The 26,481-nt window shown below is 70.1% G+C and carries 22 protein-coding genes; 16 read left to right on the forward strand and 6 right to left on the reverse strand.

The window, feature by feature from the left end; genetic code table 11:
• The first annotated feature begins 153 nt into the window (after window positions 1-153).
• The 8 genes from CGR01S_RS02675 to CGR01S_RS02710 are packed head-to-tail and all read left to right on the forward strand — an operon-like array spanning window position 154 to window position 9,931.
• Window positions 154-2,088 (forward strand): methyl-accepting chemotaxis protein, encoded by a 1,935-nt coding sequence (locus CGR01S_RS02675; RefSeq protein ID WP_042422111.1) that lies wholly within the window; start codon window positions 154-156, stop codon window positions 2,086-2,088.
• Window positions 2,089-2,100: 12 nt separating this feature from the next.
• The gene (gene cheB, locus CGR01S_RS02680; protein WP_042422114.1) at window positions 2,101-3,180 is read left to right on the forward strand and encodes a chemotaxis-specific protein-glutamate methyltransferase CheB; all 1,080 of its coding nucleotides are present in this window, start codon (window positions 2,101-2,103) and stop codon (window positions 3,178-3,180) included.
• Window positions 3,177-4,637: a CheR family methyltransferase gene (locus tag CGR01S_RS02685; RefSeq protein WP_042422116.1), complete on the forward strand. Its 1,461-nt coding sequence runs from the start codon at window positions 3,177-3,179 to the stop codon at window positions 4,635-4,637. Before cheB ends, CGR01S_RS02685 begins: the two co-directional genes overlap by 4 nt.
• A gap of 11 nt (window positions 4,638-4,648) precedes the next feature.
• Window positions 4,649-6,853, forward strand: coding sequence for a hybrid sensor histidine kinase/response regulator (locus CGR01S_RS02690; protein ID WP_042422118.1), 2,205 nt, complete (start codon window positions 4,649-4,651; stop codon window positions 6,851-6,853).
• Window positions 6,854-6,873: 20 nt separating this feature from the next.
• On the forward strand, window positions 6,874-7,242 hold the full coding sequence (locus tag CGR01S_RS02695) for a response regulator (RefSeq protein WP_042422120.1): 369 nt from the start codon (window positions 6,874-6,876) through the stop codon (window positions 7,240-7,242).
• A gap of 4 nt (window positions 7,243-7,246) precedes the next feature.
• Window positions 7,247-8,938 carry a GGDEF domain-containing protein gene (locus tag CGR01S_RS02700; protein ID WP_042422122.1) on the forward strand — a complete coding sequence of 564 codons (1,692 nt, stop codon included), beginning with the start codon at window positions 7,247-7,249 and terminating at the stop codon, window positions 8,936-8,938.
• A 10-nt stretch (window positions 8,939-8,948) separates the two neighbouring features.
• Window positions 8,949-9,461, forward strand: a complete 513-nt coding sequence (locus CGR01S_RS02705) for a chemotaxis protein CheW (RefSeq protein WP_042422125.1) — start codon at window positions 8,949-8,951, stop codon at window positions 9,459-9,461.
• On the forward strand, window positions 9,458-9,931 hold the full coding sequence (locus CGR01S_RS02710; RefSeq protein ID WP_042422127.1) for a hypothetical protein: 474 nt from the start codon (window positions 9,458-9,460) through the stop codon (window positions 9,929-9,931). Before CGR01S_RS02705 ends, CGR01S_RS02710 begins: the two co-directional genes overlap by 4 nt.
• Here the strand turns inward: CGR01S_RS02710 and CGR01S_RS02715 are convergent.
• The 4 genes from CGR01S_RS02715 to dnaA all read right to left on the reverse strand — a co-directional run bounded on the left by CGR01S_RS02715 (window position 9,885) and on the right by dnaA (window position 15,688).
• Window positions 9,885-10,238 (reverse strand): nucleotide pyrophosphohydrolase, encoded by a 354-nt coding sequence (locus tag CGR01S_RS02715; protein WP_042422128.1) that lies wholly within the window; start codon window positions 10,236-10,238, stop codon window positions 9,885-9,887. The genes CGR01S_RS02710 and CGR01S_RS02715 overlap by 47 nt on opposite strands.
• Window positions 10,239-10,437: 199 nt before the next feature.
• Window positions 10,438-13,008: a DNA topoisomerase (ATP-hydrolyzing) subunit B gene (gyrB, locus tag CGR01S_RS02720; RefSeq protein ID WP_042422130.1), complete on the reverse strand. Its 2,571-nt coding sequence runs from the start codon at window positions 13,006-13,008 to the stop codon at window positions 10,438-10,440.
• 83 nt (window positions 13,009-13,091) lie between these two features.
• Window positions 13,092-14,198, reverse strand: a complete 1,107-nt coding sequence (gene dnaN, locus CGR01S_RS02725; protein ID WP_042422131.1) for a DNA polymerase III subunit beta — start codon at window positions 14,196-14,198, stop codon at window positions 13,092-13,094.
• A gap of 68 nt (window positions 14,199-14,266) precedes the next feature.
• Entirely contained in the window at window positions 14,267-15,688 is a 1,422-nt protein-coding gene (gene dnaA / locus CGR01S_RS02730) for a chromosomal replication initiator protein DnaA (RefSeq protein WP_084690531.1), read from the reverse strand.
• A gap of 293 nt (window positions 15,689-15,981) precedes the next feature.
• Here dnaA and rpmH point away from each other — a divergent pair, with 293 nt between their 5' ends.
• From rpmH to CGR01S_RS02765, 7 genes are all read left to right on the forward strand, one after another.
• On the forward strand, window positions 15,982-16,116 hold the full coding sequence (gene rpmH / locus CGR01S_RS02735; RefSeq protein WP_005798102.1) for a 50S ribosomal protein L34: 135 nt from the start codon (window positions 15,982-15,984) through the stop codon (window positions 16,114-16,116).
• 58 nt (window positions 16,117-16,174) lie between these two features.
• A complete protein-coding gene (locus tag CGR01S_RS02740) occupies window positions 16,175-16,627 on the forward strand; it encodes a ribonuclease P protein component (protein WP_042422134.1) in 453 nt (150 codons plus the stop codon).
• Complete coding sequence (gene yidD, locus CGR01S_RS02745; RefSeq protein ID WP_042422135.1) at window positions 16,624-16,917, forward strand: membrane protein insertion efficiency factor YidD; 294 nt, start codon at window positions 16,624-16,626, stop codon at window positions 16,915-16,917. The genes CGR01S_RS02740 and yidD overlap by 4 nt, the downstream gene beginning before the upstream one ends.
• Window positions 16,914-18,608, forward strand: coding sequence for a membrane protein insertase YidC (gene yidC / locus CGR01S_RS02750; protein ID WP_042422137.1), 1,695 nt, complete (start codon window positions 16,914-16,916; stop codon window positions 18,606-18,608). Before yidD ends, yidC begins: the two co-directional genes overlap by 4 nt.
• Window positions 18,609-18,734: 126 nt before the next feature.
• The gene (gene mnmE / locus CGR01S_RS02755) at window positions 18,735-20,150 is read left to right on the forward strand and encodes a tRNA uridine-5-carboxymethylaminomethyl(34) synthesis GTPase MnmE (RefSeq protein WP_042422139.1); all 1,416 of its coding nucleotides are present in this window, start codon (window positions 18,735-18,737) and stop codon (window positions 20,148-20,150) included.
• A gap of 88 nt (window positions 20,151-20,238) precedes the next feature.
• The gene (locus CGR01S_RS02760) at window positions 20,239-20,730 is read left to right on the forward strand and encodes a Crp/Fnr family transcriptional regulator (RefSeq protein ID WP_042422141.1); all 492 of its coding nucleotides are present in this window, start codon (window positions 20,239-20,241) and stop codon (window positions 20,728-20,730) included.
• A gap of 143 nt (window positions 20,731-20,873) precedes the next feature.
• Entirely contained in the window at window positions 20,874-21,647 is a 774-nt protein-coding gene (locus tag CGR01S_RS02765) for a hypothetical protein (RefSeq protein WP_042422338.1), read from the forward strand.
• A gap of 51 nt (window positions 21,648-21,698) precedes the next feature.
• On the opposite strand, the gene CGR01S_RS02770 is transcribed toward CGR01S_RS02765, so the two are convergent.
• Window positions 21,699-22,253, reverse strand: coding sequence for an adenine phosphoribosyltransferase (locus CGR01S_RS02770; RefSeq protein ID WP_042422143.1), 555 nt, complete (start codon window positions 22,251-22,253; stop codon window positions 21,699-21,701).
• Between the two features lie 103 nt (window positions 22,254-22,356).
• On the opposite strand from CGR01S_RS02770, the gene CGR01S_RS02775 reads away from it, so the two are divergent.
• The gene (locus CGR01S_RS02775) at window positions 22,357-24,405 is read left to right on the forward strand and encodes a putative bifunctional diguanylate cyclase/phosphodiesterase (protein WP_052382485.1); all 2,049 of its coding nucleotides are present in this window, start codon (window positions 22,357-22,359) and stop codon (window positions 24,403-24,405) included.
• A gap of 34 nt (window positions 24,406-24,439) precedes the next feature.
• On the opposite strand, the gene CGR01S_RS02780 is transcribed toward CGR01S_RS02775, so the two are convergent.
• Window positions 24,440-26,425: a monovalent cation:proton antiporter family protein gene (locus CGR01S_RS02780; protein WP_042422145.1), complete on the reverse strand. Its 1,986-nt coding sequence runs from the start codon at window positions 26,423-26,425 to the stop codon at window positions 24,440-24,442.
• Window positions 26,426-26,481: the final 56 nt, after the last annotated feature.

The raw sequence follows: 26,481 nt of genomic DNA on the forward strand, positions 1-26,481 counted from the left end.
GCTGCGCGGGCTGCGGGATTTCCGGCATGCCTGGGCCCGGCACGAAAAGGTAGACTGCGGCGCTTTGGCGGGCCTTGCGTGGGCCCGTGGCGGCTGCCCCGCGCGAGTCGGGGCGCCCTGGCGTTCTGCCCGCTGTCCCTTGAGGTTTTGCACATGTTTCACAAATTCCGTCTCTGGGCCAAGATCATGGTGGTGATGGGCATCGCCATCGGTGGCGTGGGCGCGGTCCTGACCTTCACCAACCTGGCGAACATGACCCGCCTGGTGCATTCCGCCGAGCGCAGTGCGCTCGACGCGCATCTCAAGGCCATCAACAACGCCATTGCCGCGGAAAACCGCACCGCCGAGGCGCTGAGCGCCCTGGTGGCGCAGATGCCGCTGGTGCAGGAGAAGTTCGACAGCGGCGACCGCAAGGCCCTGGCGGACCTGTTCGTGCCGGCCTTCAAGACCCTGGCCCAGGACTACGGGGTCGAGCAGTTCCAGTTCCACACGCCGCCGGCCACCTCCTGGCTGCGCGTGCACATGCCGCAGAAGTTTGGCGACGATCTCTCGTCCTTCCGCTTCACCGTGGTGGCCGCCAACCAGGCGCAAAAGCCGGTGCGCGGGCTCGAGGGCGGCGTCGCCGGGCTGGGCGCGCGCGGCATCGTGCCCGTGCAGCACCACGGCAAGCACCTGGGAACGGTGGAGTTCGGCATGGGCTTTGGCCAGCCGTTCTTCGATCATTTCAAGCAGCAGAACGGCGTCGACGCCGGCCTGCACCTGCTCGACAAGGCCAGCAACGGCTTCAAGACCCTGGCGGCCACCTACGGCAAGGAGCCGCTGCTCGATGGCGCCACGCTCGCGCGGGCCATGGCGGGCGAGCCGCAGCTCGACCACCGCAGCCTCCAGGACAAGCCCCTGGCCATCTACGCCGCGGCCGTGAAGGACTTTTCCGGCAAGCCCATCGGCGTCATCGAGATCGCCATGGACGCCAGCGCCTTCCAGTCCTCGCTGGACGCCTCGCGCACCACGGCGCTGGTCGTGGGCGTGGCCTCCATCCTGCTGGGCATGGTGTTGGCGCAGTGGATGGCGCGCCACATCATCGGCCGGCTGCAGACCGTGGCCACGGGCGTGGAACACGTGGCGCGCGGCGACCTGTCGAGCACCATCGCCGTGCCCGGCGTCGACGAGGTGGCCGACCTGGCCGCCGCCACGCGTGCCATGCAGGACAAGCTGCGCGCGCTGGTCGCCGAGGTCAGCGGCAACGCGGCCCGCGTGCATGCGGCGGCGCAGGAGATCACCGGCGCCGTCGAGGGGCAGGCGGCCACGTCCACGCAGATGTCCTCCTCCGTGGCCGAGATCACCACGACCATGGAGGAGCTCTCGGCGTCCTCCACGCAGATCGCCGACCACTCGCGCTCCGTGGTGGACATCGCCAACCAGACGCTGGAGGGCTCGCGCAAGGGCTCCGAGGCCATGCAGACCGTGCTCGGGCGCATGAACGACATCCGCAACGACAACCAGCACAGCCTGCAGGAGATCGTCGCTCTGGGCGCCAAGTCCAAGCAGATCAGCCGGGTGATGGAGCTCATCAACACCGTGGCCGACCAGACCAAGCTCATCGCCTTCAACGCCGCGCTGGAGGCGTCCAGCGCGGGCGAGGCGGGCAAGCGCTTTTCCGTGGTGGCGGGCGAGATCCGCCGCCTGGCCGACAGCGTGACCGACTCCACGCGCGAGATCGAGGCCAAGATCAGCGAGATCCAGGACTCCATCGCGCGCCTGGTGATCACCTCCGAGAAGGGGGCCACCGGCATTGCGGCGGGCCTGAGCGCGAGCGCCCACGCCACCGAGCGCCTCAACGACATCGTGAGCGCCGCCAGCCACACGAGCAGCGCCGCGCAGCAGATCTCGCTGTCCACGCAGCAGCAGAAGACGGCCAGCAGCCAGGTCGTGATCGCCCTGCGCGAAATCGTCACCGCCAGCTCGCACACGGCGCAGTCCATCACCCGCATTTCGCAGGTGAGCAAGGAGATGTCCCAGCTCTCGGCGCGCCTGGACGAGCTGGTGCACCAGTTCAAGCTGGGCGCGCCCCCGGCCGGCCAGGCCTGACGCAGGACGCCCATGGGCAGTATCCGCGTCGTCATCGCCGACGACAGCAGCCTGGCCCGCGGGCTGCTGCGCGCCATCCTCGAAGGCGAGGATGGCATCGAGGTCGTCGGCGAGGCGGCCAACGGCCGCCAGGCCGTCGAGCTGGTGCGCGCGCTGCGGCCCAGCCTGGTGACCATGGACCTGGAGATGCCCGTCATGGGCGGGCTGGAGGCCATCGAGGACATCATGTGCACGCGCGCCGTGCCCATCCTCGTGGTCAGCAGCGTGGCCGATGCCCACCGCGCGCTCGACGCCGTGGCGCGCGGGGCGCTCGAAGTCGTCGCCAAGCCCGACACCTCGCCCGAGGCGGCGGCGCACCTGGTGTCCAAGGTGCGCTTGCTGGCCGGCGTCTCCGTGATCACGCGCCTGCGCCCGCGCACGGCCACCCCCGGCGCTGCCATGCGGCCTGCGCCCGCGCCCTGCGCGCCGGCAGACACGCCGGCCGCGGCCGGCACGGCCTTCCCCCGGGTCTTCGCCATCGCCTCGTCCACGGGCGGGCCGCAGGCCCTGGCCGAGATCCTGCCGGCGCTGCCGCAGGGCTTTGCCTGTCCGGTGCTGGTGGCGCAGCACATCTCCGACGGCTTTGCGCAGGGCATGGCCGACTGGCTGGGCTCGCTGTGCAAGCTGCCGGTGCGCCTGGCGCGCGATGGCGAGCCGCTCGCGGGCGGGACCATCCACATCGCGCCGTCCGAGCACCACCTGGCGGTCGGCGCGGCGCAGCGCCTGGTGCTGCGCGCGCGCGCGCCGGGCGATCTCTACCGCCCGTCCTGCGACGTGCTGCTGGCGTCCGTGGCGGCGGCCTTCGGCGCGCGCGCCACGGGCATCATCCTCACCGGCATGGGGCACGACGGCGCCGCCGGGCTGGCCGCGATCCGCGCCGCGGGCGGCAGCACCCTGGCCCAGGACGAGGCCAGCTCGGTCATCTTCGGCATGAACCGCGTCGCCATCGAGCGCGGCGCGGTGCAGCGCGTGCTGCCCCTGTCGGCCATGGCCGCGGCCATGCTCGACCAGGTGCGCCCGGTGCCCGGCGCCGCACCGGGGAGCGCGCCATGAGCCGCCTGGACCTGGCCCCCTTCCAGGCGCTGGTCAAGCAGCGCTGCGGCCTGCAGTTCGATGGCGACGGCCAGGCCAAGCTCGCCCAGGCGCTGCAGGAGCGCTGCGCGGCGCTGGGCCTGGCGCAAGAGGCCTACCTCTCCTGCCTGGAGCGCAGCGCGGGCGAATTCCAGGAGCTGGTGAACCTGCTCACCATCAACGAGACCTATTTCTTCCGCGAACCCGAGCAGATCCGCCTGCTGGTCCACCGCCTGGTGCCGCGCCTGCTCGCGCGCAACGGCGGCCAGGGGCGGCTGCGCATCCTCTCGGCGGGCTGCTCCACGGGCGAGGAGCCGTATTCGCTGGCGATTGCGCTGCTCGAGCATTACGGCGAGGCGGCGGCGCAGTGGTTCACCCTGGTGGGGGCCGACATCGACAGCCGCGCGCTGGCGCGCGCGCGCGCCGCCACCTATTCCGACTTCTCCTTCCGCGGCGTGCCCGAGGCCCTGCGCCAGCGCTATTTCGAGCGCACGCGCCAGGGCTGGCGCCTGGCACCGGCCGTGCGCCGGCTCGTGGAATTCCACGAGTGCAATCTGCTGGACCCGCCGCGCGAGCCCGCGCTGCAGGGCTGCGACGTCATCTTCTTCCGCAACGTCTCGATCTACTTCGACCTGCCCACGCGCCGGCGCATCCAGCAGCACCTGGCGCAACTGCTCAAGGACGACGGCATCCTCGTGATCGGCGTCGCGGAAACCCTGGCCAACAACCTGGGCGTGCTGCCCCTGGTGGAGGAGGACGGGCTGTTCTACTTCGCCCAGGGCCAGCCGCCGCTGCTGCCCCCGGCCAGCGTGCCGGAGCCCCGGCCCGCACCATCGGCGCGCGCTGCGCCGCCGCCCGTGCCGCCGCCACCGCTCACCCTGCCCGAGGGCTGGGTGAGCGCCCCGCAGCGCACGCCCGGGCAGGCGGCGCTCGCGCAGGCCCGCCAGGCGGTGCAGGACAAGCGCTACGCCGCCGCCCTGCCGCAGCTCGACGCCGTGCTGGCGGACGCACCCGAGCACACCGAGGCGCGCCTGCTCAAGGCCTATGTGCTGCTCGAGCGCAAGGAGTTCGACGCCGCCATGGCCCTGGCGCGCGCGGTGCTGGAGGCGCATGCCTGGTCCGTGGACGCCTGCATGCTGCTGGGCCTGGCGGCCAAATGGAGCGGCAGCGCCGACGAGGCCATGCGCTGGTTCCGGCAGGCCATTTACGCCCACCATGCCTGCTGGCCGGCGCATTACTTCCTGGCCGACCTGCAGCGCGCGGGCGGTGCGCTGGAGCAGGCGCGGCGCACCTGGCGCGTGGTGCTGCAACTGCTCTCGGGCGCGGCGCCCGACACCGGCATCCGCCATCTGCCGCTGGACCTGCCCGCCAGCGAAATCCGCTTCCTCTGCACCCGCCACCTCGCCCAGGCGGGCGCCGGCGCTGCGGGGCCGGGCTGAGGACCCCGACCATGGCGATCGACATCCAGAAATTCGTGGCCCGCTTCGTCGAAGAGGCGCGCGACCACCTCAGCCGCCTGGACGAGGGCCTGGCCGCCTTGGAGGCCGGCAGCGCGGATGCGGAGGCGATCAACGCCATCTTCCGCTCGGCGCACACCATCAAGGGCTCCTCGCGCATGCTGCGGCTCACCGCCGTCACCGAGCTGGCGCACCGGCTCGAAGACGTGCTGGGCGCCTTGCGCGAGGGCAGCGTGGCGTTTTCCGCCCCGCTGGCGCAATTGCTCTACCGCGCGCTGGACCAGCTCGCGGCCCTGGTGGACCGGCTCAGCCAGGGCGAAGCCGCCGCCACCCTGCCCCCGCCCGATCCCGCGCTGTGCCAGGCGCTGGCCCAGGCCGCCGGCGGCGCTGCCGGCGCGGAGCCGGCGTCGGCACCCAGCACGCCGCCGAGCGTGCCGCCCGAGACGCCGCCCCCCGCTCCCGGGGCTGCGGGCGCCGCGCCCCCCGTGCCCGCGCCCGCGGCGGCAGAGCCGGCGCCGCCCGAGCCCCGCCTCAAGGCCGCCGAGACCGTGCGCGTGCGCCTGGCCAAGCTCGACGAGCTCATCAAGCTCATGGGCGAGGTGGTCTCCAGCCACGCGCGCATGCGCCAGCGCCTGGCCGACGTGCAGGCGCTGCAGCGCGACATGGCGGGCCTGCTGGACGATGCGGCGGCGCAGCGCCTGCACCAGTTCGCGCGCGCGCTCAAGGACGACGTGCAGGCGCAGGAAACCCTGATGGACGAGCTGCACGACAAGACGCTGATCATGCGCATGCTGCCGCTGGCCATCGTCTTCGAGCCCGCGGCGCGCCTGGTGCGCGAGCTGGCGCGCTCGGTGGGCAAGCAGGTGGAATGCACGGTCAGCGGCACGGAGATCGAGCTCGACCGGCAGATGATCGACAAGCTCTCCGACCCCATCATCCACCTCATCCGCAACGCCATCGACCATGGCATCGAGCCGCCCGCGCAGCGCAGCGCCGCGGGCAAGCCCGCGCAGGGCCGCCTGCGCCTGTCGGCGCGCCAGGATGGTGGCTGGGTGGTCATCGACATCGCTGACGACGGCGGCGGCATCCCCGTGCCGGCGGTGCGCGAGAAGGCCGTGAAGAAGGGCCTGCTCAGCGCCGAGAAGGCCGCCGCGCTCAGCGACCAGGAGGCCATCGACCTGATCTTCCTGCCCGGCTTCTCGACCAGCCACATCATCACCGACCTCTCGGGCCGGGGCGTGGGCATGGACGTGGTCAAGCAGACCGTGCTGGACGAGCTGCAGGGCTCCGTCGGCGTGCAGACCCGGCCCGGCGCGGGCACCACCTTCTCGCTGCGCCTGCCGCTGTCGCTGGCCATGATGCGCGTGCTGCTCGTCCAGGCCCAGGGGCAGCCCTTCGGCTTCACGGCGCAGTACGTGACCGAGCTGCTGCGCCTGCCTGCCAGTGCGCTGCTGCAGGTGGCCGAGCGCCAGGCCGTCATCATCCGCAACGAGTTCGTTCCCGTGGTGCCGCTGGCCGAGCTGCTGCACATGCCGCCCCCGCCGCGCCAGCCCGGGCACGGCGGCGAGCGCCAGGACGGCATGCTGCTGGTGGTGCTGCAGGTGCGCCACGAGAAGATGGCCGTGCGCGTGGACTGCCTGCTCGACGAGCGCGACATGGTCATCAAGCCCCTGCCCGCCCACCTGCGCCGGCTGCCGCTGGTCTCGGGCATGGTCACCACCGGCCGCAGCGAACTGGTCAGCGTGCTGCACGCCCCGGCGCTGCTGGAGCAGGCGCGGCGGCTGCGCGGCGCGGCGGCCTCCGCGGGGCCGGCGCAGGCGCAGGCCCCGGAGCCCTACCGCGTGCTGGTGGTGGACGATTCGCTCAACACGCGCGAGATCGAAAAGGACGTGCTGCAGGCCTATGGCTACCATGTCACGCTGGCCGAGGACGGCGTGGACGGCCTGCGCAAGGCCATGGAGGGCGATTTCGACGCCATCCTCACCGACGTGGAAATGCCGCACATGGATGGCTTCACCCTGACCGCGCAACTGCGCCAGCAGGAGAAGTACCGCGACACGCCCATCATCATCATCACCTCGCGCGAGAAGGAAGAGGACAAGCGGCGCGGCATGCAGGTCGGCGCGCACGCCTACATCGTCAAGGGTGATTTTGACCAGAGCAATCTGGTGGATACGCTGCGCACCCTGCTGGGGTGACGCCGAAGAAGGGACAGGACATGAAGATACTGGTGGTGGATGACGATGCGCTGGCGGGCGAGATGACCGCCGCCGTGCTCGAAAGCCTGGGGCACGAGGCGGTGCTGGCAGACAACGGCATCGACGCCGCCGAGCGGCTCCAGGCCGACAGCGCCATCGCCCTGATCGTCAGCGACATGAACATGCCGCTGCTCAGCGGCATCGAGCTGTTCCGCGAACTGCGCGCCCAGGGCAGCACGCTGCCCTTCATCCTGCTCACCGGCGACGAGCCCGAGGGCCTGCTTGCGCAGGAGCCGCGCCTGGACGCCTGCCTGGCCAAGGATTTCACGCTGGAGGAGCGCCTGCCCGCGCTGCTGGCCGACGTGCTGGCCCGCCACGGCAAGGCGTGAGGCCATGGCTGTGCATCCCTCCTCCCCGCCCTCCGTGCCGGCCAGCGAGCGCATCGCGCGGCTGCGCCAGGCCTATCTGGCGCAACTGCCCGAGCGCCTGGCCCAGGCGCAGGCCTTGTGCGCCCGCCTGGCCGCCGCACCCGCAGACCGGTCCGTGGCCGTGGACCTGCACCGCCTGCTGCACAGCCTCAAGGGCACGGGCCGCTCCTTCGGCTTTGCCGAGCTCGGCACCTGTGCGGCGCAGGGCGAGGACCTGCTGCAGCCCTGGGTCGATGAACCCGCCCAGGCCTTGCCCGAAGGCTGGCTCGCCAGCCTGCAGCACAGCCTGCAGCGGCTGCAGGCCGTGGCCGATGGCCTGGCCGCCCTGCAGGGTGGCGCCGTCGCCAGCGGCGTGCCGGGGTTCGCGCTGCCGCAGGCGCAGCGCCAGGGGGCCCGCTCCGGCGGACGCGTGGTGTACGTCTGTGACGACGAACCCTTCGTGCTCGAGCAGCTCGCGGCGCAGCTCGCCTGCTTCGGCTACGAGGCGGAGTGCTTCACCGAGCCCGGCGCGCTGCACGATGCGGTGCTTGCCCGCCGCCCCGATGCAGTCATCATGGACATCCACTTCCCGCAGGGCCACAGCGCCGGCATCGAGGTGCTGCTCGCCCTGAGCGAGGAGACCGGCGCGCCCGTGCCGGCCATCTTCCTGTCCTCGCGCAGCGACTTTGCCGCCCGCCTGGGCGCGGTGCGCGCCGGGGGGCAGGCCTACTTCGTCAAGCCGGTACGCGCCAACGAGCTGGTCGCCGCGCTCGACGAGCTCACGCGCCAGCAGGTCCACGAGCCCTACCGCGTGCTCATCGTCGATGACGAGCCCGAGATCGCGCACTATCACGCCATCCTGCTGCAGGAGGCCGGCATGGTCACCTGCGAAGTCCATGACCCGCGCCAGGCGCTGGAGGTGCTGGCCGCGTTCCGGCCCGACATCGTGCTCATGGACATGTACATGCCCCATTGCAACGGCCGGGAGGTCGCGCGCATCATCCGCCAGGAGCCCCACCACGTCGGCCTGCCCATCGTCTACCTGACCTCCGAGACCGACCGCGAGAAACTGTTCTCCGCCATGCGCATCGGCGCCGAGGGCTTTCTCACCAAGCCCGTGGTGCACAACGAACTCATTGCCGCCGTGGTGATCCGCGCCGAGCGCATGCGCACCCTGCGCGCGCTCATGGCGCGCGACAGCCTCACCGGCCTGTTCAACCACACCATGACCACGCAGATGCTGGAAAACGCCATCGCGCGTGCGCGGCGCGACGGCGGCCGCCTGAGCTTCGCCATGATCGACATCGACGGCTTCAAGGCCGTCAACGACACCTACGGCCACCCTGCGGGCGACCAGGTGCTGCTGGCGCTGGCGCGCGTGCTCCAGCAGCGCCTGCGCAGCACCGACACCGTGGGCCGCTATGGCGGCGAGGAGTTCGCCGTCATCCTGCAGGACGAAGACCTCGCGCAGGCCGCCCACCTGATCGACACCCTGCGCCAGGACTTCGCGCGCGTGAGCTTTCACTGCGCAGACCAGGAGTTCCATTGCAGCTTCAGCGCCGGCGTCGCCACCTTCCCGCGCCACCAGAGCTTCGAGCACCTGCGCGAGGCGGCGGACCGCGCCCTCTACGAAGCCAAGCGCCGCGGGCGCAACTGCGTGGTCGCCGATGGACCGTGAAGGAGCCGCGATGAGCGAACCCACCCTCGATCACATCCTGAGCCAGCGCCACGAGGCGCGCCGCGAGGTCGTCAACGTGGACGAGCCCATGGTCAAGCTCGTCATCTTCGCGCTGGGGGACGCCTGGTTCGCCTTCCACGGCACCGGCATCCGCGAGATCCTGGCCGAAGCCGTGGTGCACTTCGTGCCCGGCTGCCCGCCTTCGCTCGAAGGCGTGATCAATGTGCGCGGCGACATCGAATCCGTCATCCGCCTGCACGACATCCTGCGCCTGCCGCCCACCGCTGGCGCGCCGGGCGGCGCCATCATGCTGGGCCGTGGCGGCGGCATCCAGAGCGGCATCCGCGCCGATCGCATCATCGACGTCGTCGATCTGGCGCACAGCGCCATCCAGCCGCCCCCGGCCACCCTGGCCGAGCACCTGCGCCCCGTGGTGCTGGGCGTGGCGCATTTCCAGGACCGGCCCGTGACGGTGCTCGACCTCGACCGCCTGTTCGCGGACTACGCCAGCGGCCTGGGATGAGCGACGCACGGCTGCCTGCCGCCGCAGGCGAGGACCTGGCCCTGGACGTGGTGCGCTTTCGCTGTGGCACCTGGAGCTTGGCCATCGAGGCGCGCCATGTGCGCGGCGCCAGCAGCGCGCCGCCCGCCGATGCGGCCGTGGCCATCGAGGCCCTGCTGGGTTGGCCCCCGGCCCCGGCCGGGCCGCGCCAATGCCTGAGCCTGCGGCCGCCGCAGGCCGGCACGGCCAGGCCCGTCGCCGTGGACGGCCCGGTGGAACTGCTGCCGCTGGCGGCCGCGCACATCCATGCCCTGCCGCCGCTGCTGGCCGCGCGCTGCCAACTACGCGGCCTGCGCGCCCTCGCCTGGACCGGCCCCCTGAACCAGCCCCCCCTGCTGCTGCTCGATGCCGCCGCCCTGCTGGCGGCTGCGCCCGCGCAGCCGCTTACTCCGCCTGCGGGCGCGGCGGCACAGGGTACTTCTGCGCATTGAGCGCCATCTTGGCGCGGGCGGCTTCCAGCAGGTCGATGTCCAGCACCGTAGCGAGCTGCACCAGGTAGAGCAGCACATCGGCCATCTCGTGCGCCACGGCCTGCTTCTGCGCAGGGTCGAGTTGGCGGCTCTGGTCCTCGGTCAGCCACTGGAAATGCTCCAGCAGCTCCCCGGCCTCCACGATCAGCGCCGAGGCCAGGTTCTTGGGCGAGTGGTACGGCCCCCAGGCGCGGGCGTCGGCAAACTGCTGCAGGGCGTGGGCGAGGTGGTGCAGGGGGTCGTCGGTGGATGTGGCAGCAGGTGTCATGGGCGGCACTGTAGTGTGTTTCAGGAGAGGGCGCGGCCACCCCTTGCCGCCGCCCAAGCCATAAAGGCGCGGCTGGTGAACTCCGGCCCCTGGTCGGTACGAATGGCCAGCGGATAGCCGCTATCCAAAGCAAAAGACCCATAAGTTTCTCAACTTATGGGTCTTTTTTCTCAGCTTATACGTCTACCTACAACACGCCTCACACGTCAATATTCCCCGCCCGCAGCGCATTCGTCTCGATGAAGTCGCGCCGCGGCTCCACCTCGTCGCCCATGAGCATGGTGAACACGCGGTCGGCCTCGATGGCGTCGTCGATCTGCACGCGCAGCAGGCGGCGCACGGCGGGGTCCATGGTGGTTTCCCACAGTTGCTCGGGGTTCATTTCGCCCAGGCCCTTGTAGCGCTGGCGGCTGGTGGTGCGCTCGGCCTCGCTGATCAGCCAGGCCATGGCCTGGCGGAAGTCGCTGACCTTTTCTTCCTTGGCCTTGTCGCCCTCGCCGCGCATGACCTTGGCGCCCTCGCCCAGCAGGCCGCGGAAGGTGTCGGCGGCTTCGGCCAGGGCGGCGTAGTCGGCGCCGTGCACGAAGTCCTGCGTGAGGATGCTGCTCTTGACGTTGCCGTGGTGGCGGCGGCTGATGCGCAGGATGGGCTTGTCACTGCGCGCGTCGAATTCGCCCGCCACCTCGGGCGGCACGCCGGTGGTGGAGAGCTCCGCCAGCTTGGCCTGCATGGCCACGGCGCTGGCCTGGGCGTCTTCCACGGTGTCGAGCTTGACGGCCACGCCGTCGGCGATGGCGCGCAGGGCTTCCTGGTCCATGAAGGCCGACAGGCGCGCAATCACGGCCTCGGCGGCCTGGTGCTTGCGCGCCAGTTCGGCCAGGGTGTCGCCCTGCAGCGTCTGCGGGGTGGCGCCGCCGGTGTGCACGCTGGCGTGGTTGAGCGCGATGCGCAGCAGGTACTGGTCCAGCGCCGGGCCGTCCTTGAGGTAGAGCTCTTCCTTGCCGTTCTTCACCTTGTAGAGCGGCGGCTGGGCGATGTAGATGTGGCCGCGCTCGACGAGCTCGGGCATCTGGCGGTAGAAGAAGGTCAGCAGCAGCGTGCGGATGTGCGCGCCGTCCACGTCGGCATCGGTCATGATGATGATGCGGTGGTAGCGCAGCTTGGCCGCGTCGAAGTCGTCGGCGCCGCTCTTGCCGTTGCCGTCCTCGGCGGCCTTGCCGATGCCCGTGCCCAGGGCGGTGATGAGGGTGACGATTTCGTTGCTGGAGAGCAGCTTCTCGTAGCGCGCCTTCTCCACGTTCAGGATCTTGCCGCGCAGCGGCAGGATGGCCTGGAACTTGCGGTCACGGCCCTGCTTGGCGGAGCCGCCGGCGGAGTCACCCTCGACGATGTAGATCTCGCACAGCGCCGGGTCTTTCTCCTGGCAGTCGGCCAGCTTGCCGGGCAGGCCCATGCCGTCGAGCACGCCCTTGCGGCGCGTCATCTCGCGCGCCTTGCGCGCGGCCTCGCGGGCGCGCGCGGCCTCGACGATCTTGCCGCAGAGGATCTTGGCGTCGTTGGGCTTTTCTTCCAGGTAGTCGGTGAGCGCCTTGGCGACGATGTCCTCCACCGGCGCGCGCACTTCGGAGCTGACCAGCTTGTCCTTGGTCTGGCTGCTGAACTTGGGCTCGGGCACCTTCACTGAGAGCACGCAGCACAGGCCTTCGCGCATGTCGTCGCCGCTGACCTCGACCTTGGCCTTCTTGGCCAGCTCGTTCTGCTCGATGTACTTGCCGATCACGCGCGTCATCGCGGCGCGCAGGCCGGTCAGGTGGGTGCCGCCGTCACGCTGCGGGATGTTGTTGGTGAAGCACAGCACCTGCTCGTTGTAGCCGTCGTTCCATTGCATGGCGACTTCCACGCCGATCTCGGTGCCGGGAATGCCGCCGTAGGTCTCGGCCGGGCGCGATCCCGTGGCGTGGAAGGCCGTGGGGTGCAGCACCTTCTTGCTGCCGTTGATGAACTCCACGAAGCCCCTGACGCCGCCGGCGCCGGAGAAGTCGTCTTCCTTGCCGCTGCGCTCGTCCTTGAGGCGGATGCGCACGCCGTTGTTCAGGAACGAGAGCTCGCGCAGGCGCTTGGCCAAGATCTCGTAGTGGAAATCGTGGTTTTCCTTGAAGATGTCCGTGTCGGGCAGGAAGTGCACCTCGGTGCCGCGCTTTTCCGTGCTGCCCGTGACCTTCATGGGCGAGACCTCGAAGCCGTCCACGGTTTCGATCAGGCGGTTCTGCACGAAGCCGCGCGCGAACTCGATCTGGTGCACCTTGCCTTCGCGGCGCACCGTCAGGCGCAGCCATTTGCTGAGCGCGTTCACGCAGGAGACGCCCACGCCGTGCAGGCCGCCGGACACCTTGTAGCTGTTCTGGTTGAACTTGCCGCCCGCGTGCAGCTCGGTCAGCGCGATCTCGGCGGCCGAGCGCTTGGGCTCGTGCTTGTCGTCCATCTTCACGCCGGTCGGGATGCCGCGGCCGTTGTCGGTGACGGAAATCGAGTTGTCGCTGTGGATGGTGACGACGATGTCGTCGCAATGCCCGGCCAGGGCCTCGTCGATGGAGTTGTCCACCACCTCGAAGACGAGGTGGTGCAGGCCCGTGCCGTCGGAGGTATCGCCGATGTACATGCCGGGGCGCTTGCGCACCGCTTCCAGGCCTTCGAGGATCTGGATCGCGCCCTCGCCGTAGCCGCTGCTGGGGTCGATGCCCTCGGGGGCAGATGTGTTCTCGTCGGTCATGGATTTAGAGCCAAATGGGCCGCTGGCGCTTATCTGTCAAGCGCAAGCAGCTATCAAAAAAATAGCAAACGCAGAGACGGGTCTCATATGCGCATCGGCATCACGACGTACTTGAAGTGCGCGTTGCCGGGGATGGACATCAGCGCCGAGCTGTTGCCGTCGGCCAGGTCGATCTTCACCATGTCCTCGCCCATGGTGGACAGGGCGTCGATCAGGTAGCTGACGTTGAAGCCGATCTCGATGGCGTCGCCGCCGTAGTCGATGTCGAGCTCGTCCACCGCCTCTTCCTGCTCGGCATTGCTGCTGGCCACGCGCAGGCTGCCGGGCTCGATGTTCAGGCGCACGCCCTTGAACTTGTCGCTGGTCATGATGGCCGTGCGCTGCAGGCTGGCCAGCAGCGGGGCGCGGCCCAGGGTCACGCTGTTGTGGTGGCTCTTGGGGATCACGCGGTTGTAGTCGGGGAACTTGCCCTCGACCAGCTTGGTGACGAACTCCATGCCGCCGAAGCGAAAGCGCGCCTGGTTGCTGGCGAACTGGATCTCGATGGCGCCCTCGGCGTCCGAGAGCAGGCGCTGCAGCTCGATCACGGTCTTGCGCGGCAGGATGACCTCCTGCTTGGGCACATCCACGTCGAGCTCGGCGCTGGTGAACGCCAGGCGGTGGCCGTCGGTGGCCACGAGCGAGAGCGTGTTGCCCTCGGCCACGAACAGGATGCCGTTGAGGTAGTAGCGGATGTCCTGCACCGCCATGGCAAAGGCCACCTGGCCCAGCAGCTGCTTGAGCGTCTTCTGCGGCACGCTGAACGCCGGGCCGAAGTTGGCCGCCTCCTGCACCAGCGGAAAGTCGGCCGCCGGCAGGCTGGTGAGCGTGAAGCGGCTCTTGCCGCCCTTGAGGATGAGCTTGTCCTGGCTGGACTCCAGGCTCACCGTCATGTCCGCCGGCATGGTGCGCAGCACGTCGATGATCTTGCGCGCGTTCACCGTCGTGGTGAAGTCGCCCACGTCGCCGCCGAGCTCGGCCGTGGTGCGGATCTGCACCTCCAGATCGCTGGTGGTGAACTGCAGCGCATTGCCCGTCTTGCGGATCAGCACGTTGGCCAGGATGGGCACCGTGTGGCGCCGCTCGACGATGCCGGAGACCGATTGCAGTACCGCGAGAACCTTGTCTTGTGTTGCCTTCAGGACGATCATGTCAACCTCTGGTGGTGGGGTGGGCGTGGTGTGCAGCCCGCCATTGTGCCTTGCGCGCAAGGCAGTTATCAGCCCTTGAGCGTCTGCTCCAGCACGTGCAGCTGCTGGTTGAGCTCGGTGAGCTGCTGGCGCTCGCCGGAGATCTTGCGCACCGCGTGCAGCACCGTGGTGTGGTCGCGCCCGCCAAAGAGCTCGCCGATCTCGGGCAGGCTCTTCTGCGTGAGTTCCTTGGCCAGGTACATGGCGATCTGGCGCGGCCGCGCAATGCTGGCCGGGCGCTTCTTGCTGTACATGTCGGCGACCTTGATCTTGTAATAGTCGGCCACCGTCTTCTGGATGTTCTCCACGCTGATCTGGCGGTTCTGGATGGACAGCAGGTCGCGCAGCGCCTCGCGCGCCAGTTGGATGGAGACCTCCTTCTGGTTGAAGCGGCTGTAGGCCAGGATCTTGCGCAGCGCGCCTTCGAGCTCGCGCACGTTCGAGCGCACGTTCTTGGCGACGAAGAAAGCCACTTCCTCGGGCATCTCGGCGCCTTCGGCGTGCGCCTTGTTGATCAGGATGGCCACGCGCATCTCCAGCTCGGGCGGCTCGATGGCCACCGTCAGCCCCGAGTCGAAGCGCGAGACCAGGCGCTCGTGGATGTCCGTCAGGCCCTTGGGGTAGGTGTCCGAGGTCATCACGATGTGGCTCTTCTTGGCCAGCAGGGCCTCGAAGGCGTTGAAGAACTCTTCCTGCGTGCGGTCCTTGTTGGCGAAGAACTGCACATCGTCGATGAGCAGCAGGTCCAGCGAGTGGTAGCGCTGCTTGAATTCGTCGAAGGTCTTGCGCTGATAGGATTTGACCACATCCGAAACAAATTGCTCGGCGTGGATGTAGAGAACTTTGGCGTCGGGCCGGTCCTGCAGCAGCTTGTTGCCCACAGCGTGCACCAGGTGCGTCTTGCCCAGGCCCACACCGCCGTAGATGAACAGCGGGTTGTACATGTGGCCCGGCGTGCTGGCCACGTGCATGGCGGCCGCGCGCGCCATGCGGTTGGCCGAGCCCTCCACCAGCGTCTCGAAGGTGAGCGCCGGGTTGAGCCGGCTGCGCAGCGGCTCGGGCACGCCCTCGTCGGCCGGGGGCGCGGGGGCGGCACTGGGCTGGACCGGGGATGCGGTCTGCAGGCTGTGCTGAACGTGAGTACGGGCAACGGCTTGCCGCTGAGCGAGCACTAACTCCAATGCCACCGGCTGGCCGTAGATGGACTCCAGGGTCGCGGCAATGCGGCCCGCGTACTGGGCGCGGATCCAGTCGAGCGTGAAGCGGTTGGCCACCTGCAGCGTGACGCGGGAGAAGTCCTCGGACACCTGCGCCGCCAGGGGGCGGATCCAGGTGTTGAACTGCTGCGTGGGCAGGTCCTGGGCGAGCTGCTCGGTGCAGGCCTGCCACAGGGCCTGGCCGGCCTCGGGCGGCGCTGCGTCGGGATACGGGGGGGTGGGTTCCTCGGTCATGGCAGGGATTCTTGTTGTGGATAGGAGGAACAATGCAAGGCTGCGGATTGTAGCTTGTCAAAAAGTTATCCACACTCCGGGATCACCCCGTTGCGCCTGTGGTGCCGGGGCGCGCCGGACGGGTTTTTGCGCGCCGGGCATTGCCTGCGGTCGCCAAGCCTGCGATAATCCGCCGTTTCCCTGAAACCATTTCAGGCGATCAACCCTGCGCGGCCCATCCTGCCGTGGCGCGGCGCCACTTTGTGCTGCTGCGCCGCCCGGGCGCGCAGACCCGAACCCCTGGAGAACTTCCCATGAAACGCACTTACCAGCCTTCCAAGACGCGCCGCGCCCGCACCCACGGTTTCCTGGTGCGCATGAAGACCCGCGGCGGCCGCGCCGTGATCAACGCCCGCCGCGCCAAGGGCCGCAAGCGCCTGGCCGTCTGAGGTCTGCCCGCCCCGCGTTGCTGCCTTGCATTCCGAGCCAGGGCAGAGGGCGTCATCGATGCAGCGGCTGAAAACCCGTCCGCAATTCCAGGCTGCACTGGCCGGGGAGACGGTGGCCCGCACCGCCCATTTTGCGCTGCACCGCCAGGTGCAGGAGGCGCAAGATGGCGCGTGCGTGGTGCCTGCGGACCGCGCGCACAAGCCCCTGTTCGCCGTCCAGGACGTCTGGCTGGGCGCCATGGTGCCCAAGCGCTGGGCGCGCCGGGCCGTCACGCGCAATGCGCTCAAGCGCCAGATCTACGGTATGGCGCAAGCCCATGCCGCCGGCCTGCCGGCCGTGGCGCATGTCGTGCGCCTGCGCGCCGCCTTTGACCGGCGGCAGTACCCGAGCGCCTGGTCCGATGCCCTGCGCTTGGCGGTGCGCGCCGAACTGGAGCAGTTGTTCGGGCGCGCCTGCCGCGCTGCGCCGCGCCAGGCCGCCACCGCCCCTGCCGAAGGCGCCCGCGCATGATGCAGCGCCTGCTCATCCTGCTGGTCAAGGCCTACCGCCTGCTGCTGAGCCCCTGGCTGGGGTCGAGCTGCCGCTTCGAGCCCACCTGCTCTGCCTACGCCCTGCAGGCGCTGGAGCAGCATGGCGCCGGGCGCGGCGCCTGGCTCACGGCCTGCCGGCTCGCGCGCTGCCACCCCTGGTGCGCGGGGGGGCTTGACCCGGTGCCGCCGCAGGCGCCGCGCTCCGCGCGGCTGTTTTCCCGCCTGCTGCCGCCCCCCACCCAACCATCCTCACCAAAGAAGACCCCATGAACGACATCCGTCGCACCATCCTGTGGGTGGTATTCGGCTTTTCCATGGTCCTGCTGTGGGACAAGTGGCAACTGCACAACGGCAAGCAGGCCACCTTCTTCCCCTCGCCGGCGCCGGTCACGGCCCAGGCCGATGCGCCTGCGCGCGCGCCCGCGGCGGCCGATGCCTCCGTTCCCGCGGCCTCGGCGGCCGCAGGCAGCGCGGCGCCGGGCGTGCCGGGGGCGGCGGCTGCGGCCCCGGCCGCACCGCGCGAGCGCTTCGAGGTGCGCACCGACGTGCTGCACCTGACCTTCGATACCGAGGGCGGCGCCCTGGTGGGTGCCGAGATGCTGCAGATGGCCGACCTGGTGGACAGCAAGAAGCATTTCGTGCTGCTGCAGGACGGCACGCCCAACGTCTACGTGGCGCAGACGGGCCTGATCGGCGGCGCCTTCCCCACCCACAAGACCGCCATGACGGCCGCGCCCGGCCCGCGGAGCCTGGCCGAGGGGCAGAATGAACTGACCGTGCGCTTCGAGTCGCCCGACCTGGGCGGCGTCAAGCTGGTCAAGACCTGGACGCTCAAGCGCGGCGCCTACGACATCGCCGTGCGGCACGAGATCGTCAACACCGGCACGGCCGCGGTCGAGCCCCGCCTGTACCTGCAGCTCGTGCGCGACGGGCACAAGCCCGCGGGCGAGTCCTCGTTCTATTCCACCTTCACCGGCCCGGCGGTCTACACGCAGGACAAGAAGTACCAGAAGATCGAGTTCAAGGCCATTGACGAGAACAAGGCCGAGTACGTCAAGGAGGCGAGCGATGGCTACGTCGCCATGGTGCAGCACTACTTCGCCAGCGCCTGGCTGCTGCCCGAGGGCGTGCGGCGCGAGTTCTTCGTGCGCAAGCTCGACGCCCAGCTCTATTCCGTGGGCATGATCGCCACGCTCGAACCCATCGCCGCAGGCGCCAGCAAGGCCGTGGACGCGCGCCTGTACGTCGGCCCGCAGGTCGAGACCACGCTGGAGAAACTCGCCCCCGGCCTGGAGCTGGTCAAGGACTACGGCTGGCTGACCATCCTGGCCAAGCCCCTGTACTGGCTGCTCGACCAGTTGCACAAGCTCATCGGCAACTGGGGCTGGTCCATCGTGGCGCTGGTGCTGCTGCTCAAGGTGGCGTTCTACTGGCTCAACGCCAAGGCCTACGCCAGCATGGCCAAGATGAAGGCCATCAACCCGCGCATCATGGAGATGCGTGAGCGCCTCAAGGACAACCCGCAGCAGATGCAGCAGGAGATGATGCGCATCTACCGCGAGGAAAAGGTCAACCCCATGGGCGGCTGCCTGCCCATCATGGTGCAGATCCCGGTGTTCATCGCGCTCTACTGGGTGCTGCTGTCCAGCGTGGAAATGCGCGGCGCCCCCTGGATCGGCTGGGTGCATGACCTCGCGGCGCCCGACCCGTTCTTCATCCTGCCCGTGCTGATGACGCTCTCCACCCTGCTGCAGACGGCGCTCAACCCCGCGCCGCCCGACCCCATGCAGGCCAAGATGATGTGGATCATGCCCCTGATGTTCAGCGTGATGTTCTTCTTCTTCCCGGCCGGCTTGGTGCTGTACTGGCTGACGAACAACCTGCTGTCCATCGCCCAGCAGTGGATCATCAACACCCGCATGGGCGTGCCGCCGCAGTTCAACCTGCCCAAGTTCAAGTGAGCACCCGCGCGGTGCTACTGAATCCATAGCTGATAGCGCTTGCATCCATTGGTTTCAAGGGTTGAAAACCCTTGAAACCGAGGAATGACAAGCGCCGGCAGCTCCTGAAACAAGAGCGCACTTTCCATGCTCCCGCGCCACCACGAACCCATTGCCGCCATTGCCACCGCGCCCGGGCGCGGTGCCGTGGGCATCGTGCGCGTGTCGGGCCGGGCGCTGGCGCCCTATGTGCAGGCCCTGCTGGGCCGCAGCCTGCAGCCGCGCCAGGCGCATTACCTGCCCTTCCCCGATGCCGCGGGCCAGCCCATCGACCAGGGGCTGGCACTGTACTTTCCCGCGCCGCACAGCTACACCGGCGAGGACGTGCTCGAGCTGCAGGCGCACGGCGGCCCCGTGGTGCTGCAACTGCTGCTGGCGCGCTGCCTGGAGGCCGCCGCCGCCACCGACCCGGCCACGGGCCGCGCCTGCCTGCCGGGTCTGCGCCTGGCCGGGCCGGGCGAGTTCTCCGAGCGCGCCTTCCTGAGCGGCAAGATCGACCTGGCCCAGGCCGAGGCCATCGCCGACCTCATCGACGCCACCACCAGCGCCGCCGCGCGCAGCGCCAGCCGCTCGCTCAGCGGCGCGTTCTCGCACGACATCCACGTGCTGCGCGACGCGCTCATCCACCTGCGCATGCTGGTCGAGGCCACGCTGGACTTCCCCGAGGAAGACATCGACTTCCTGCACCAGGCCGATGCGCGCGGCCAGCTCGCCGGGCTGCAGCAGCAGCTCGCCGCCGTGCTGCAGCGCACGCGCCAGGGCGCCCTGCTGCGCGAAGGCATCAAGGTCGTCATCGCGGGCCAGCCCAATGCGGGCAAGAGCTCCCTGCTCAACGCGCTGGCGGGTGCGGAGCTGGCCATCGTCACGCCCATTGCCGGCACCACGCGCGACAAGGTGCAGCAGACCATCCAGATCGAAGGCGTGCCGCTGCACGTGATCGACACCGCCGGCCTGCGCGAGAGCAGCGACGAGGTCGAGCGCATCGGCATCGCGCGCGCCTGGGACGAGATCGCGCAGGCCGACGCCGTGCTGTTCCTGCACGACCTCACGCGCCGCGCCGACCCCGCCTGCCGCGCGGCCGATGCGGCCATCGCCCAGACCATGGCCGCGCGCCTGCCCGCCGCCGTGCCCGTGATCGACGTCTGGAACAAGAGCGACTGCCTGGACACCCGCGCCGAGCCCCTGGAGCCGGGCGCGCTGCGCCTGTCGGCGCGCACGGGCGACGGCCTGGAGCTGCTGCGCCAGCGCCTGCTGGACATCGCCGGCTGGCAGGCCCTGCCCGAGGGCGTGTACATCGCGCGTGCGCGCCACGTCCAGGCCCTGCAGGCCGTACAGCAGCACCTGGACGCGGCGGCCGCGCAGCTCGCCACGCCCAGCCCGGCGCTGGACCTGCTGGCCGAGGAACTGCGCCTGGCGCAGAACGCCCTGGGGGCGATCACCGGCGAGTTCACCTCGGACGACCTGCTCGGGGTGATTTTTTCGCGCTTCTGCATCGGCAAGTGAGGCGCGTGCGGCTCCCCGGCTGCGCAGGTGTAAGCATGGGTAAACAATGCTTGTGCGCGGCTGCCGTTACAGGTAGCGTCAGCGGTCTATGAATCTCGCCATCACCCCCCCGACGAAGCACGACATGCAGGGGCTGATCCACGCCATCCTCCAGGCGACCGCGGAAGACAGCCTGAGCAACCCGCTCAACGCCGAGCAGTGGGAGGTCTTTTCGGCCTATCTGCAGCCCTGCCACCTGGCAGCGGGGCAGTTGCTCATCAACCAGGGGGCCAACGACCGCACGCTGTACTTTGTCGAGAGCGGCAGCCTGAGCGTGCACTACGAGGACGAGAAAGGCCGCCTGCGCCTGGCCATCGTCAACCCGGGCTCGGTCGTCGGCGAGGGGGCGTTCTTCTCCCAGCGCCCGCGCAGCGCCTCGGTGCAGGCCGCCGCGCCGAGCAAGCTGTGGAATCTGACGGCCCTGCGCTTCACGGAGCTGGGCAACCGCCAGCCCGCCATCGCCCTGGCCGTGGCCATGGCGGCCGGGGCCGTGCTCGCCAAGCGCCTGGGCAACCGCCGTCGCCGCGTCGCGGCCACCTGAGCGGCAGCGGCCTGAACCAGTGCAGCGCGCACGGCGAGCACGTGGTGTGGTGCGGATGACACGGAATGCCCCGGACGTAACGCAACATCACGTTACACTCCGTGCCCGTCTGGAATGGTTCCCTACCCCCAAGGAAAATGGCCATGTCACTGTTCAGTTGGTTCACGCGCAAGAGCGCGCCGGCCCGGCCCCGGCCCGCGGAGCCATCGGGAATGTTCAATGCCGAGGCCACCGTGCCCCTGGTGCCCGGGCGCAACGGCAAGCCCCAGCTTGACGCGCCGCCCCCCGAGCACGCCGCCAACCGCAAGAACGAGCGCATGGAGCGGCGCGAGCTGCTGTACGCCGTGGTGCGCGACGCCATGGTGCGTGCGGCCGTGCTGTCGGCCAGCTACAAGTTCAAGGTGCTGTCGCTCGACCAGCGCGGGCGGCAGTTCCTCATCATGATGGATATCGCGCGCGAGTACGGCGGCGACACGGCCCGCCTGTCCGAGATCGAGGCCCTGATCGCCCAGACGGCCAAGGCACGCCATGACATCGCCGTCAACGCCGTGTACTGGCGCCTCAACGACCATGTGGCCGTGGGCGTGCCCCAGAAGGCGCCGGCCGCACCGTCGCCGGCCGCCGCGGCCCGGGCGCCCGCCCCGGCGCCGGCACCCGCGGCCGCGCCCGTTGCCGCGCCTGTCGCTGCGCGCCCGGGCACGGCGGCGCCACAGTTCGACCCCATCGAGGCCGACGAGGTCGCAGCCTTCAAGCAGGCGCTGGCGGCCGCTGCGCGGCCCAGCGCGCAGGCCGTGCCCGGCGTGGCCGTGCGCTCCGGGCCCAGCCGCCCGGCGCCCGCGCGCCCCGATTTCGAGGACACCGAAATGCCCGACTCCCGTCCGCAGGGCCTGAGCGGCACGCAGTACGGCGATCTGTGAGCGCTGCGCGCCGCGGCCTGCAGGGCCGCGCGCGGCTGCCGGCCCGCCGGCTCAATGGCCGGCGAAATCCACCAGCGTGAACAGCTGGAGCCCGCTGGCCCGCAAACGCTCGGAGCCGCCGAGCTCGGGCAGGTCCACGATGGCCGCGCCCTCCATGACCTCGGCGCCCAGCTTTTCCAGCAGCTTCTTGCCGGCCATCATGGTGCCGCCGGTGGCGATCAAATCGTCGATGAGCAGCACCCGGTCGCCGGGGCGCACCGCGTCGGTGTGCAGTTCCACCGTGGCGCTGCCGTATTCGAGCTCGTAGGTCTCCTCCACGGTGGTGAACGGCAGCTTGCCCTTCTTGCGGATGGGCACGAAGCCGACCTGCAGCTCATAGGCGACGACGGCGCCCAGGATGAAACCGCGCGCGTCCAGCCCCGCCACCACGTCCGGGCGCATGTGCTTGTCCATGTAGCGGTGCACGAAGGCGTCGATCAGCACCCGGAACACCCGCGGGTCCTGCAGCAGCGGGGTGATGTCGCGGAACTGCACGCCGGGGGCCGGCCAGTCGGGCACGGTACGGATGCGCTGGCGCAGGTATTGCTGGACGTCGAAGGCGGACATGGGCGCGAGGAGTGAGGGGCGTTGAAGCGCTCGACAGTGTAATCAACCTGGGCGCGGCGCCCGGGCTTGACCCGCGGCCATGCGCCGGGTTACAAGGCTTGGCATGTCTGTCCGCATCCTGCTGCTCGACGACCGCAGCGCGCCTGCCCAGGCACTGCGCGAGGCCCTGGCGTGCCATGCCCCGGGCTGGCAATTGCAGGTGGCGCACCGCCTGGACGGCGCCAGCGCACGGGCTGCTGCCGGCCAGGCCGACGCCGTCCTGGCGGCGCTGGCCTTGCCGGAAGGCCTGCCTGCGGACCTGCCCGCGCGCTGGGAGCATGTGCCCGTGCTGCTGTGGGTGCCGCCCGGGCTGCCGGCGCACCAGGCCTTGCGCGCGGGCTATGCGCAGCATGTGCTGGAGGACTTCTCCGACGCCGGCCTGCGCGCCCTGGTCCAGTGTCTGCAGGCCAGCCTGCAGGGCCAGCGGGCGCAGGAGGCCTTGCGCCAGAGCGAGGCGCGCTGGCGCAGCATGACGCAGTTGTCCTCCGACTGGTTCTGGGAGCAGGACGCCGAGCTGCGCTTCGTGCGCATCGAGGGCAGCCCGCATTCCAGCCTTGCCGTGCCCTTGGAGGCGCACTACGGCCGCCGCCGCTGGGAGCTGCCCGATGCCCGGGCCAGCGCCGCCCAGTGGCAGGAACACCGGGCCGTGCTGCAGGCGCGCCAGCCCTTTCACGGCTTCGAGTTCCAGCGCCATGCGCCCGACGGCTCGGCTGTGTGGATCAGCATCAGCGGCGAACCCCTGTTCGATGCGGCGGGCCAGTTCACCGGCTACCGCGGCGTGGCGCGCAACATCACGCGCCAGAAGCAGGCCGAGGCGGAAATCCAGCGCCTGGCGCATTTCGACGAACTCACCGGCCTGCCCAACCGCCGCCTGCTGGCCCGGCACCTGCAGCAGGCGCTGGAGCGCTGCGCCTGCGGCGCCAGCCATGGGGCCGTGCTCTACCTGGACCTGAATGATTTCAAGCAGGTGAACGACGCGCTGGGGCATGGCTGGGGAGACGAACTGCTGCGCCAGGCGGCCGCGCGCCTGGGCACCTGCCTGCGCGCGGACGACACCGCCGCCCGCCTGGGAGGCGACGAGTTCGTCCTCGTGCTCCAGGGGCTGGACGCCGAGCCCGCCCAGGCCGCGGCGCAGGCCGGTGCCGTGGCGCAGAAGATCCAGGCCCGGCTCGGCGCGCCCTACGTCCTGGGCGGTGTGCAGGCGCATGCGCCGCCGAGCATCGGCATGGTGCTGTTCCAGGACGCGCGCGACGCGGTGCCCGAGCTGCTGCGCCGCGCCGACATGGCCATGTACCGCGCCAAGGCGCAGGGCGGGCATGCGCCGTGCTTTTTCGATCCCGCCATGCAGGCCCAGGCGGCGGCGCGCGCCACGCTCGAAGCCGAGCTGCGCCGCGGCCTGGAGCAGCGCGCATTCCTGCTGCACTACCAGCCCGTGGTCGATGCCGCCGGCCAGGTGCAGGGCGCCGAGGCCCTGGTGCGCTGGCAGCACCCGCAGCGCGGCTTGGTGCTGCCGGGCGAGTTCATCGGGCTGTGCGAGCACAGCGGCCTGATCTTTCCGCTCGGGCAGCAGGTGCTCCAGGCGGCGTGCGCGCAACTCGTGCGCTGGGCCGCCATGCCGGCCTGCGCGCACTGGACGCTGGCCATCAATGTGAGCGTGTGCGAGTTCCACCATCCCGATTTCGTGCACCTGGTGCTGCAGGCCTTGCAGCAGTCCGGGGCCGACCCGGGCCTGCTGCGCCTGGAGCTCACCGAGAGCATGCTGCTGTCGGATGTGGAGGACTCCATCGCCAAGATGCAGGCCCTGCGCCGCCAGGGCGTGGGCTTTTCCATCGACGACTTCGGCACCGGCTATTCCTCGCTCAGCTACCTCAAGCGCCTGCCGCTGGACCAGCTCAAGATCGACCAGGGCTTCGTGCGCGGCCTGCTCACCGACCCCAACGACGCGGCCATCGCCTGCACCGTGCTGGCCCTGGGGCGCAGCCTGGGCCTGGAAGTGGTGGCCGAGGGGGTGGAGTCGCACGCGCAGCGCAAGTTTCTGCTGCGCAACGGCTGCCAGCGCTTCCAGGGCTACCTGTTCGGGCGGCCGGCACCGGCGGCCGCGCTGCACGCCTGAAGCCCGGGGCGCCAGCGCTGCGCCGGGCTGCGCCTCAGCCGCGCAGCAGGCGGCTCTCGGCCAGGGCCAGCGCCGCGGGGTGGCCCGAGAGCACCAGCGTATCGCCCTCGGCGAGCACGCGTTCGTCCTCGGGCGGCGACATGCGGCCGTCGCTGTGGCGCAGGTTCACCACCTGCACCCCGATGGCGTGCAGCGCCAGGCTGCCCAGCGTCTGGCCCAGCGTGGCGGCGCCCGCAGGCAGGGTGAGGGTGGTCATGCGCGCCTGGTCCAGCTCGTTCACGGTGTCGTCGTCCGCGCCATGGAAGTAGCCGCGCAGCAACTGGTAGCGGGCGTCGCGCTGGTCACGCACCAGGCGCAGCACGCGGCGGATGGGCACGCCCACCAGGGCCAGGGTGTGGCTGGCCAGCATCAGCGAGCCCTCGATGGCCTCGGGCACCACCTCGGTCGCCCCGGCGTTGCGCAGGCGGTCCAGGTGCAGGTCGTCCTGCGTGCGCACCACCACCGGGATTTGCGGGGCGTGGGCGCGCGTGTTGGCCAGCACCTTGAGCGAGGACTGCACGTCCAGGTAGGTCACGGCCACGGTGCGCGCGCGCGCCAGGCCTGCGGCCATGAGGGCCTGCAGGCGCGCAGCGTCGCCATAGACCACCGAATGGCCGGCGGCGGCGGCCTGGCGCACGCGGTCGGGGTCCAGATCCAGCGCCATGTAGGGAATGCCCTCCTGCTCCAGCATGCGCGCCAGGTTCTGGCCGCAGCGGCCAAAGCCGCAGATGATCACGTGCCCGCTGGTGCCTATGGACTTGCGCGCGATCGTGGTCATCTGCAGCGACTGCTGCAGCCAGTCGCTGGACACCAGCTTCATGACGATGGCGTTGCTGTACTGGATGAGGAAAGGCGTGGCCAGCATGGACAGCACCATGGCGGCCAGGATGGGGTTCATCAGCGCCGGGCGCAGCAGGCCGTTGGCCTGCGTGAGCGACAGCAGCACGAAACCGAACTCCCCCGCCTGCGCCAGGTACAGGCCGGTGCGCAGGGCCGTGCCCGTGGTCGCGCCCATGCCGCGCGCCAGCAGCAGGATGACGCCCAGCTTGAGCAGCATGGGCAGCACCAGCATGCCCAGCACCAGCATCCACTGCTCGACCAGGATGTGCCAGTCCAGCATCATGCCCACGGTGATGAAGAACAGCCCCAGCAGCACGTCGTGGAAGGGGCGGATGTCCGTGCCCACCTGGTGGCGGTATTCCGTCTCGGACACCAGTACTCCGGCAATGAAGGCGCCCAGCGCCAGGGACAGGCCCGCCAGGTCGGTCAGCCAGGCCAGGCCCAGGGTGATGAGCAGCAGGTTGAGCATGAACAGCTCGTCGCTCTTGCGCCGCGCCACCAGCGTGAGCCACCAGCGCATGAAGCGCTGCCCGCCCGTGAGCAGCAGCCCCACGAGCACCCCGGCCTTGACCAGCGCCAGCCCCAGGGCCTTGAACAGCTCGTCGGGCGAGGAGCCCAGGGCCGGGATGAGCACCAGCAGCGGCACGACCGCCAGATCCTGGAACAGCAAAATGCCCATGATCTGCCGCCCGTGCTCGCTCTCGAGCTCGGCGCGTTCGGCCAGCAGCTTGCCCACGATGGCCGTGCTGCTCATGGCCAGCGTGCCCGCCAGGGCCAGCGCCGTCTGCCAGCCGATGTCCCACACGCCGCCCAGCACGCGGGCGAGCACCAGCGCCCCGGCAAAGGCGGTCACCATGGTCACCACCACCTGCAGCATGCCCAGGCCGAACACCTGGCGGCGCATGGCGCGCAGCTTGGGCAGGTTGAACTCCAGGCCGATGGCGAACATCAGGAACACCACGCCGAACTCGCCCAGGTGGCGTTCGCTCTCGGAGTTCTGCGCCAGGGCCAGCGCGTGCGGACCGATCAGAATGCCCGCCCCCAGGTAGCCCAGCATGGGCGGCAGCTTGAAGCTGCGGCAGGCGACCACGCCCAGCACGGCGGCCAGCAGGTACAGCAGGGTGAGCGCGAGCGAGGACATCGTGCGATGCTATCCGAGGCCGGACCGCCCTGACCGCCACCTGGTCGATAGAATCG

It is taken from the genome of Comamonas granuli NBRC 101663, assembly GCF_000739995.1.
In the GTDB taxonomy this organism is placed as follows: Bacteria; Pseudomonadota; Gammaproteobacteria; order Burkholderiales; family Burkholderiaceae_C; genus Simplicispira; species Simplicispira granuli.

Bases quoted from the DNA above. Each gene is read 5' to 3' on its own strand.
- CGR01S_RS02740 (WP_042422134.1), top strand. From the start codon at position 16,175: ATGCAGCGGCTGAAAACCCGTCCGCAATTCCAGGCTGCACTGGCCGGG.
- dnaN (WP_042422131.1), bottom strand. From the start codon at position 14,198: ATGATCGTCCTGAAGGCAACACAAGACAAGGTTCTCGCGGTACTGCAA.
- CGR01S_RS02775 (WP_052382485.1), top strand. From the start codon at position 22,357: ATGTCTGTCCGCATCCTGCTGCTCGACGACCGCAGCGCGCCTGCCCAG.
- CGR01S_RS02760 (WP_042422141.1), top strand. From the start codon at position 20,239: ATGAATCTCGCCATCACCCCCCCGACGAAGCACGACATGCAGGGGCTG.
- cheB (WP_042422114.1), top strand. From the start codon at position 2,101: ATGGGCAGTATCCGCGTCGTCATCGCCGACGACAGCAGCCTGGCCCGC.
- dnaA (WP_084690531.1), bottom strand. From the start codon at position 15,688: ATGACCGAGGAACCCACCCCCCCGTATCCCGACGCAGCGCCGCCCGAG.
- CGR01S_RS02685 (WP_042422116.1), top strand. From the start codon at position 3,177: ATGAGCCGCCTGGACCTGGCCCCCTTCCAGGCGCTGGTCAAGCAGCGC.
- CGR01S_RS02715 (WP_042422128.1), bottom strand. From the start codon at position 10,238: ATGACACCTGCTGCCACATCCACCGACGACCCCCTGCACCACCTCGCC.
- gyrB (WP_042422130.1), bottom strand. From the start codon at position 13,008: ATGACCGACGAGAACACATCTGCCCCCGAGGGCATCGACCCCAGCAGC.
- CGR01S_RS02675 (WP_042422111.1), top strand. From the start codon at position 154: ATGTTTCACAAATTCCGTCTCTGGGCCAAGATCATGGTGGTGATGGGC.
- CGR01S_RS02710 (WP_042422127.1), top strand. From the start codon at position 9,458: ATGAGCGACGCACGGCTGCCTGCCGCCGCAGGCGAGGACCTGGCCCTG.
- yidC (WP_042422137.1), top strand. From the start codon at position 16,914: ATGAACGACATCCGTCGCACCATCCTGTGGGTGGTATTCGGCTTTTCC.
- mnmE (WP_042422139.1), top strand. From the start codon at position 18,735: ATGCTCCCGCGCCACCACGAACCCATTGCCGCCATTGCCACCGCGCCC.
- CGR01S_RS02765 (WP_042422338.1), top strand. From the start codon at position 20,874: ATGTCACTGTTCAGTTGGTTCACGCGCAAGAGCGCGCCGGCCCGGCCC.
- CGR01S_RS02770 (WP_042422143.1), bottom strand. From the start codon at position 22,253: ATGTCCGCCTTCGACGTCCAGCAATACCTGCGCCAGCGCATCCGTACC.
- rpmH (WP_005798102.1), top strand. From the start codon at position 15,982: ATGAAACGCACTTACCAGCCTTCCAAGACGCGCCGCGCCCGCACCCAC.
- CGR01S_RS02690 (WP_042422118.1), top strand. From the start codon at position 4,649: ATGGCGATCGACATCCAGAAATTCGTGGCCCGCTTCGTCGAAGAGGCG.
- yidD (WP_042422135.1), top strand. From the start codon at position 16,624: ATGATGCAGCGCCTGCTCATCCTGCTGGTCAAGGCCTACCGCCTGCTG.
- CGR01S_RS02705 (WP_042422125.1), top strand. From the start codon at position 8,949: ATGAGCGAACCCACCCTCGATCACATCCTGAGCCAGCGCCACGAGGCG.
- CGR01S_RS02695 (WP_042422120.1), top strand. From the start codon at position 6,874: ATGAAGATACTGGTGGTGGATGACGATGCGCTGGCGGGCGAGATGACC.
- CGR01S_RS02780 (WP_042422145.1), bottom strand. From the start codon at position 26,425: ATGTCCTCGCTCGCGCTCACCCTGCTGTACCTGCTGGCCGCCGTGCTG.
- CGR01S_RS02700 (WP_042422122.1), top strand. From the start codon at position 7,247: ATGGCTGTGCATCCCTCCTCCCCGCCCTCCGTGCCGGCCAGCGAGCGC.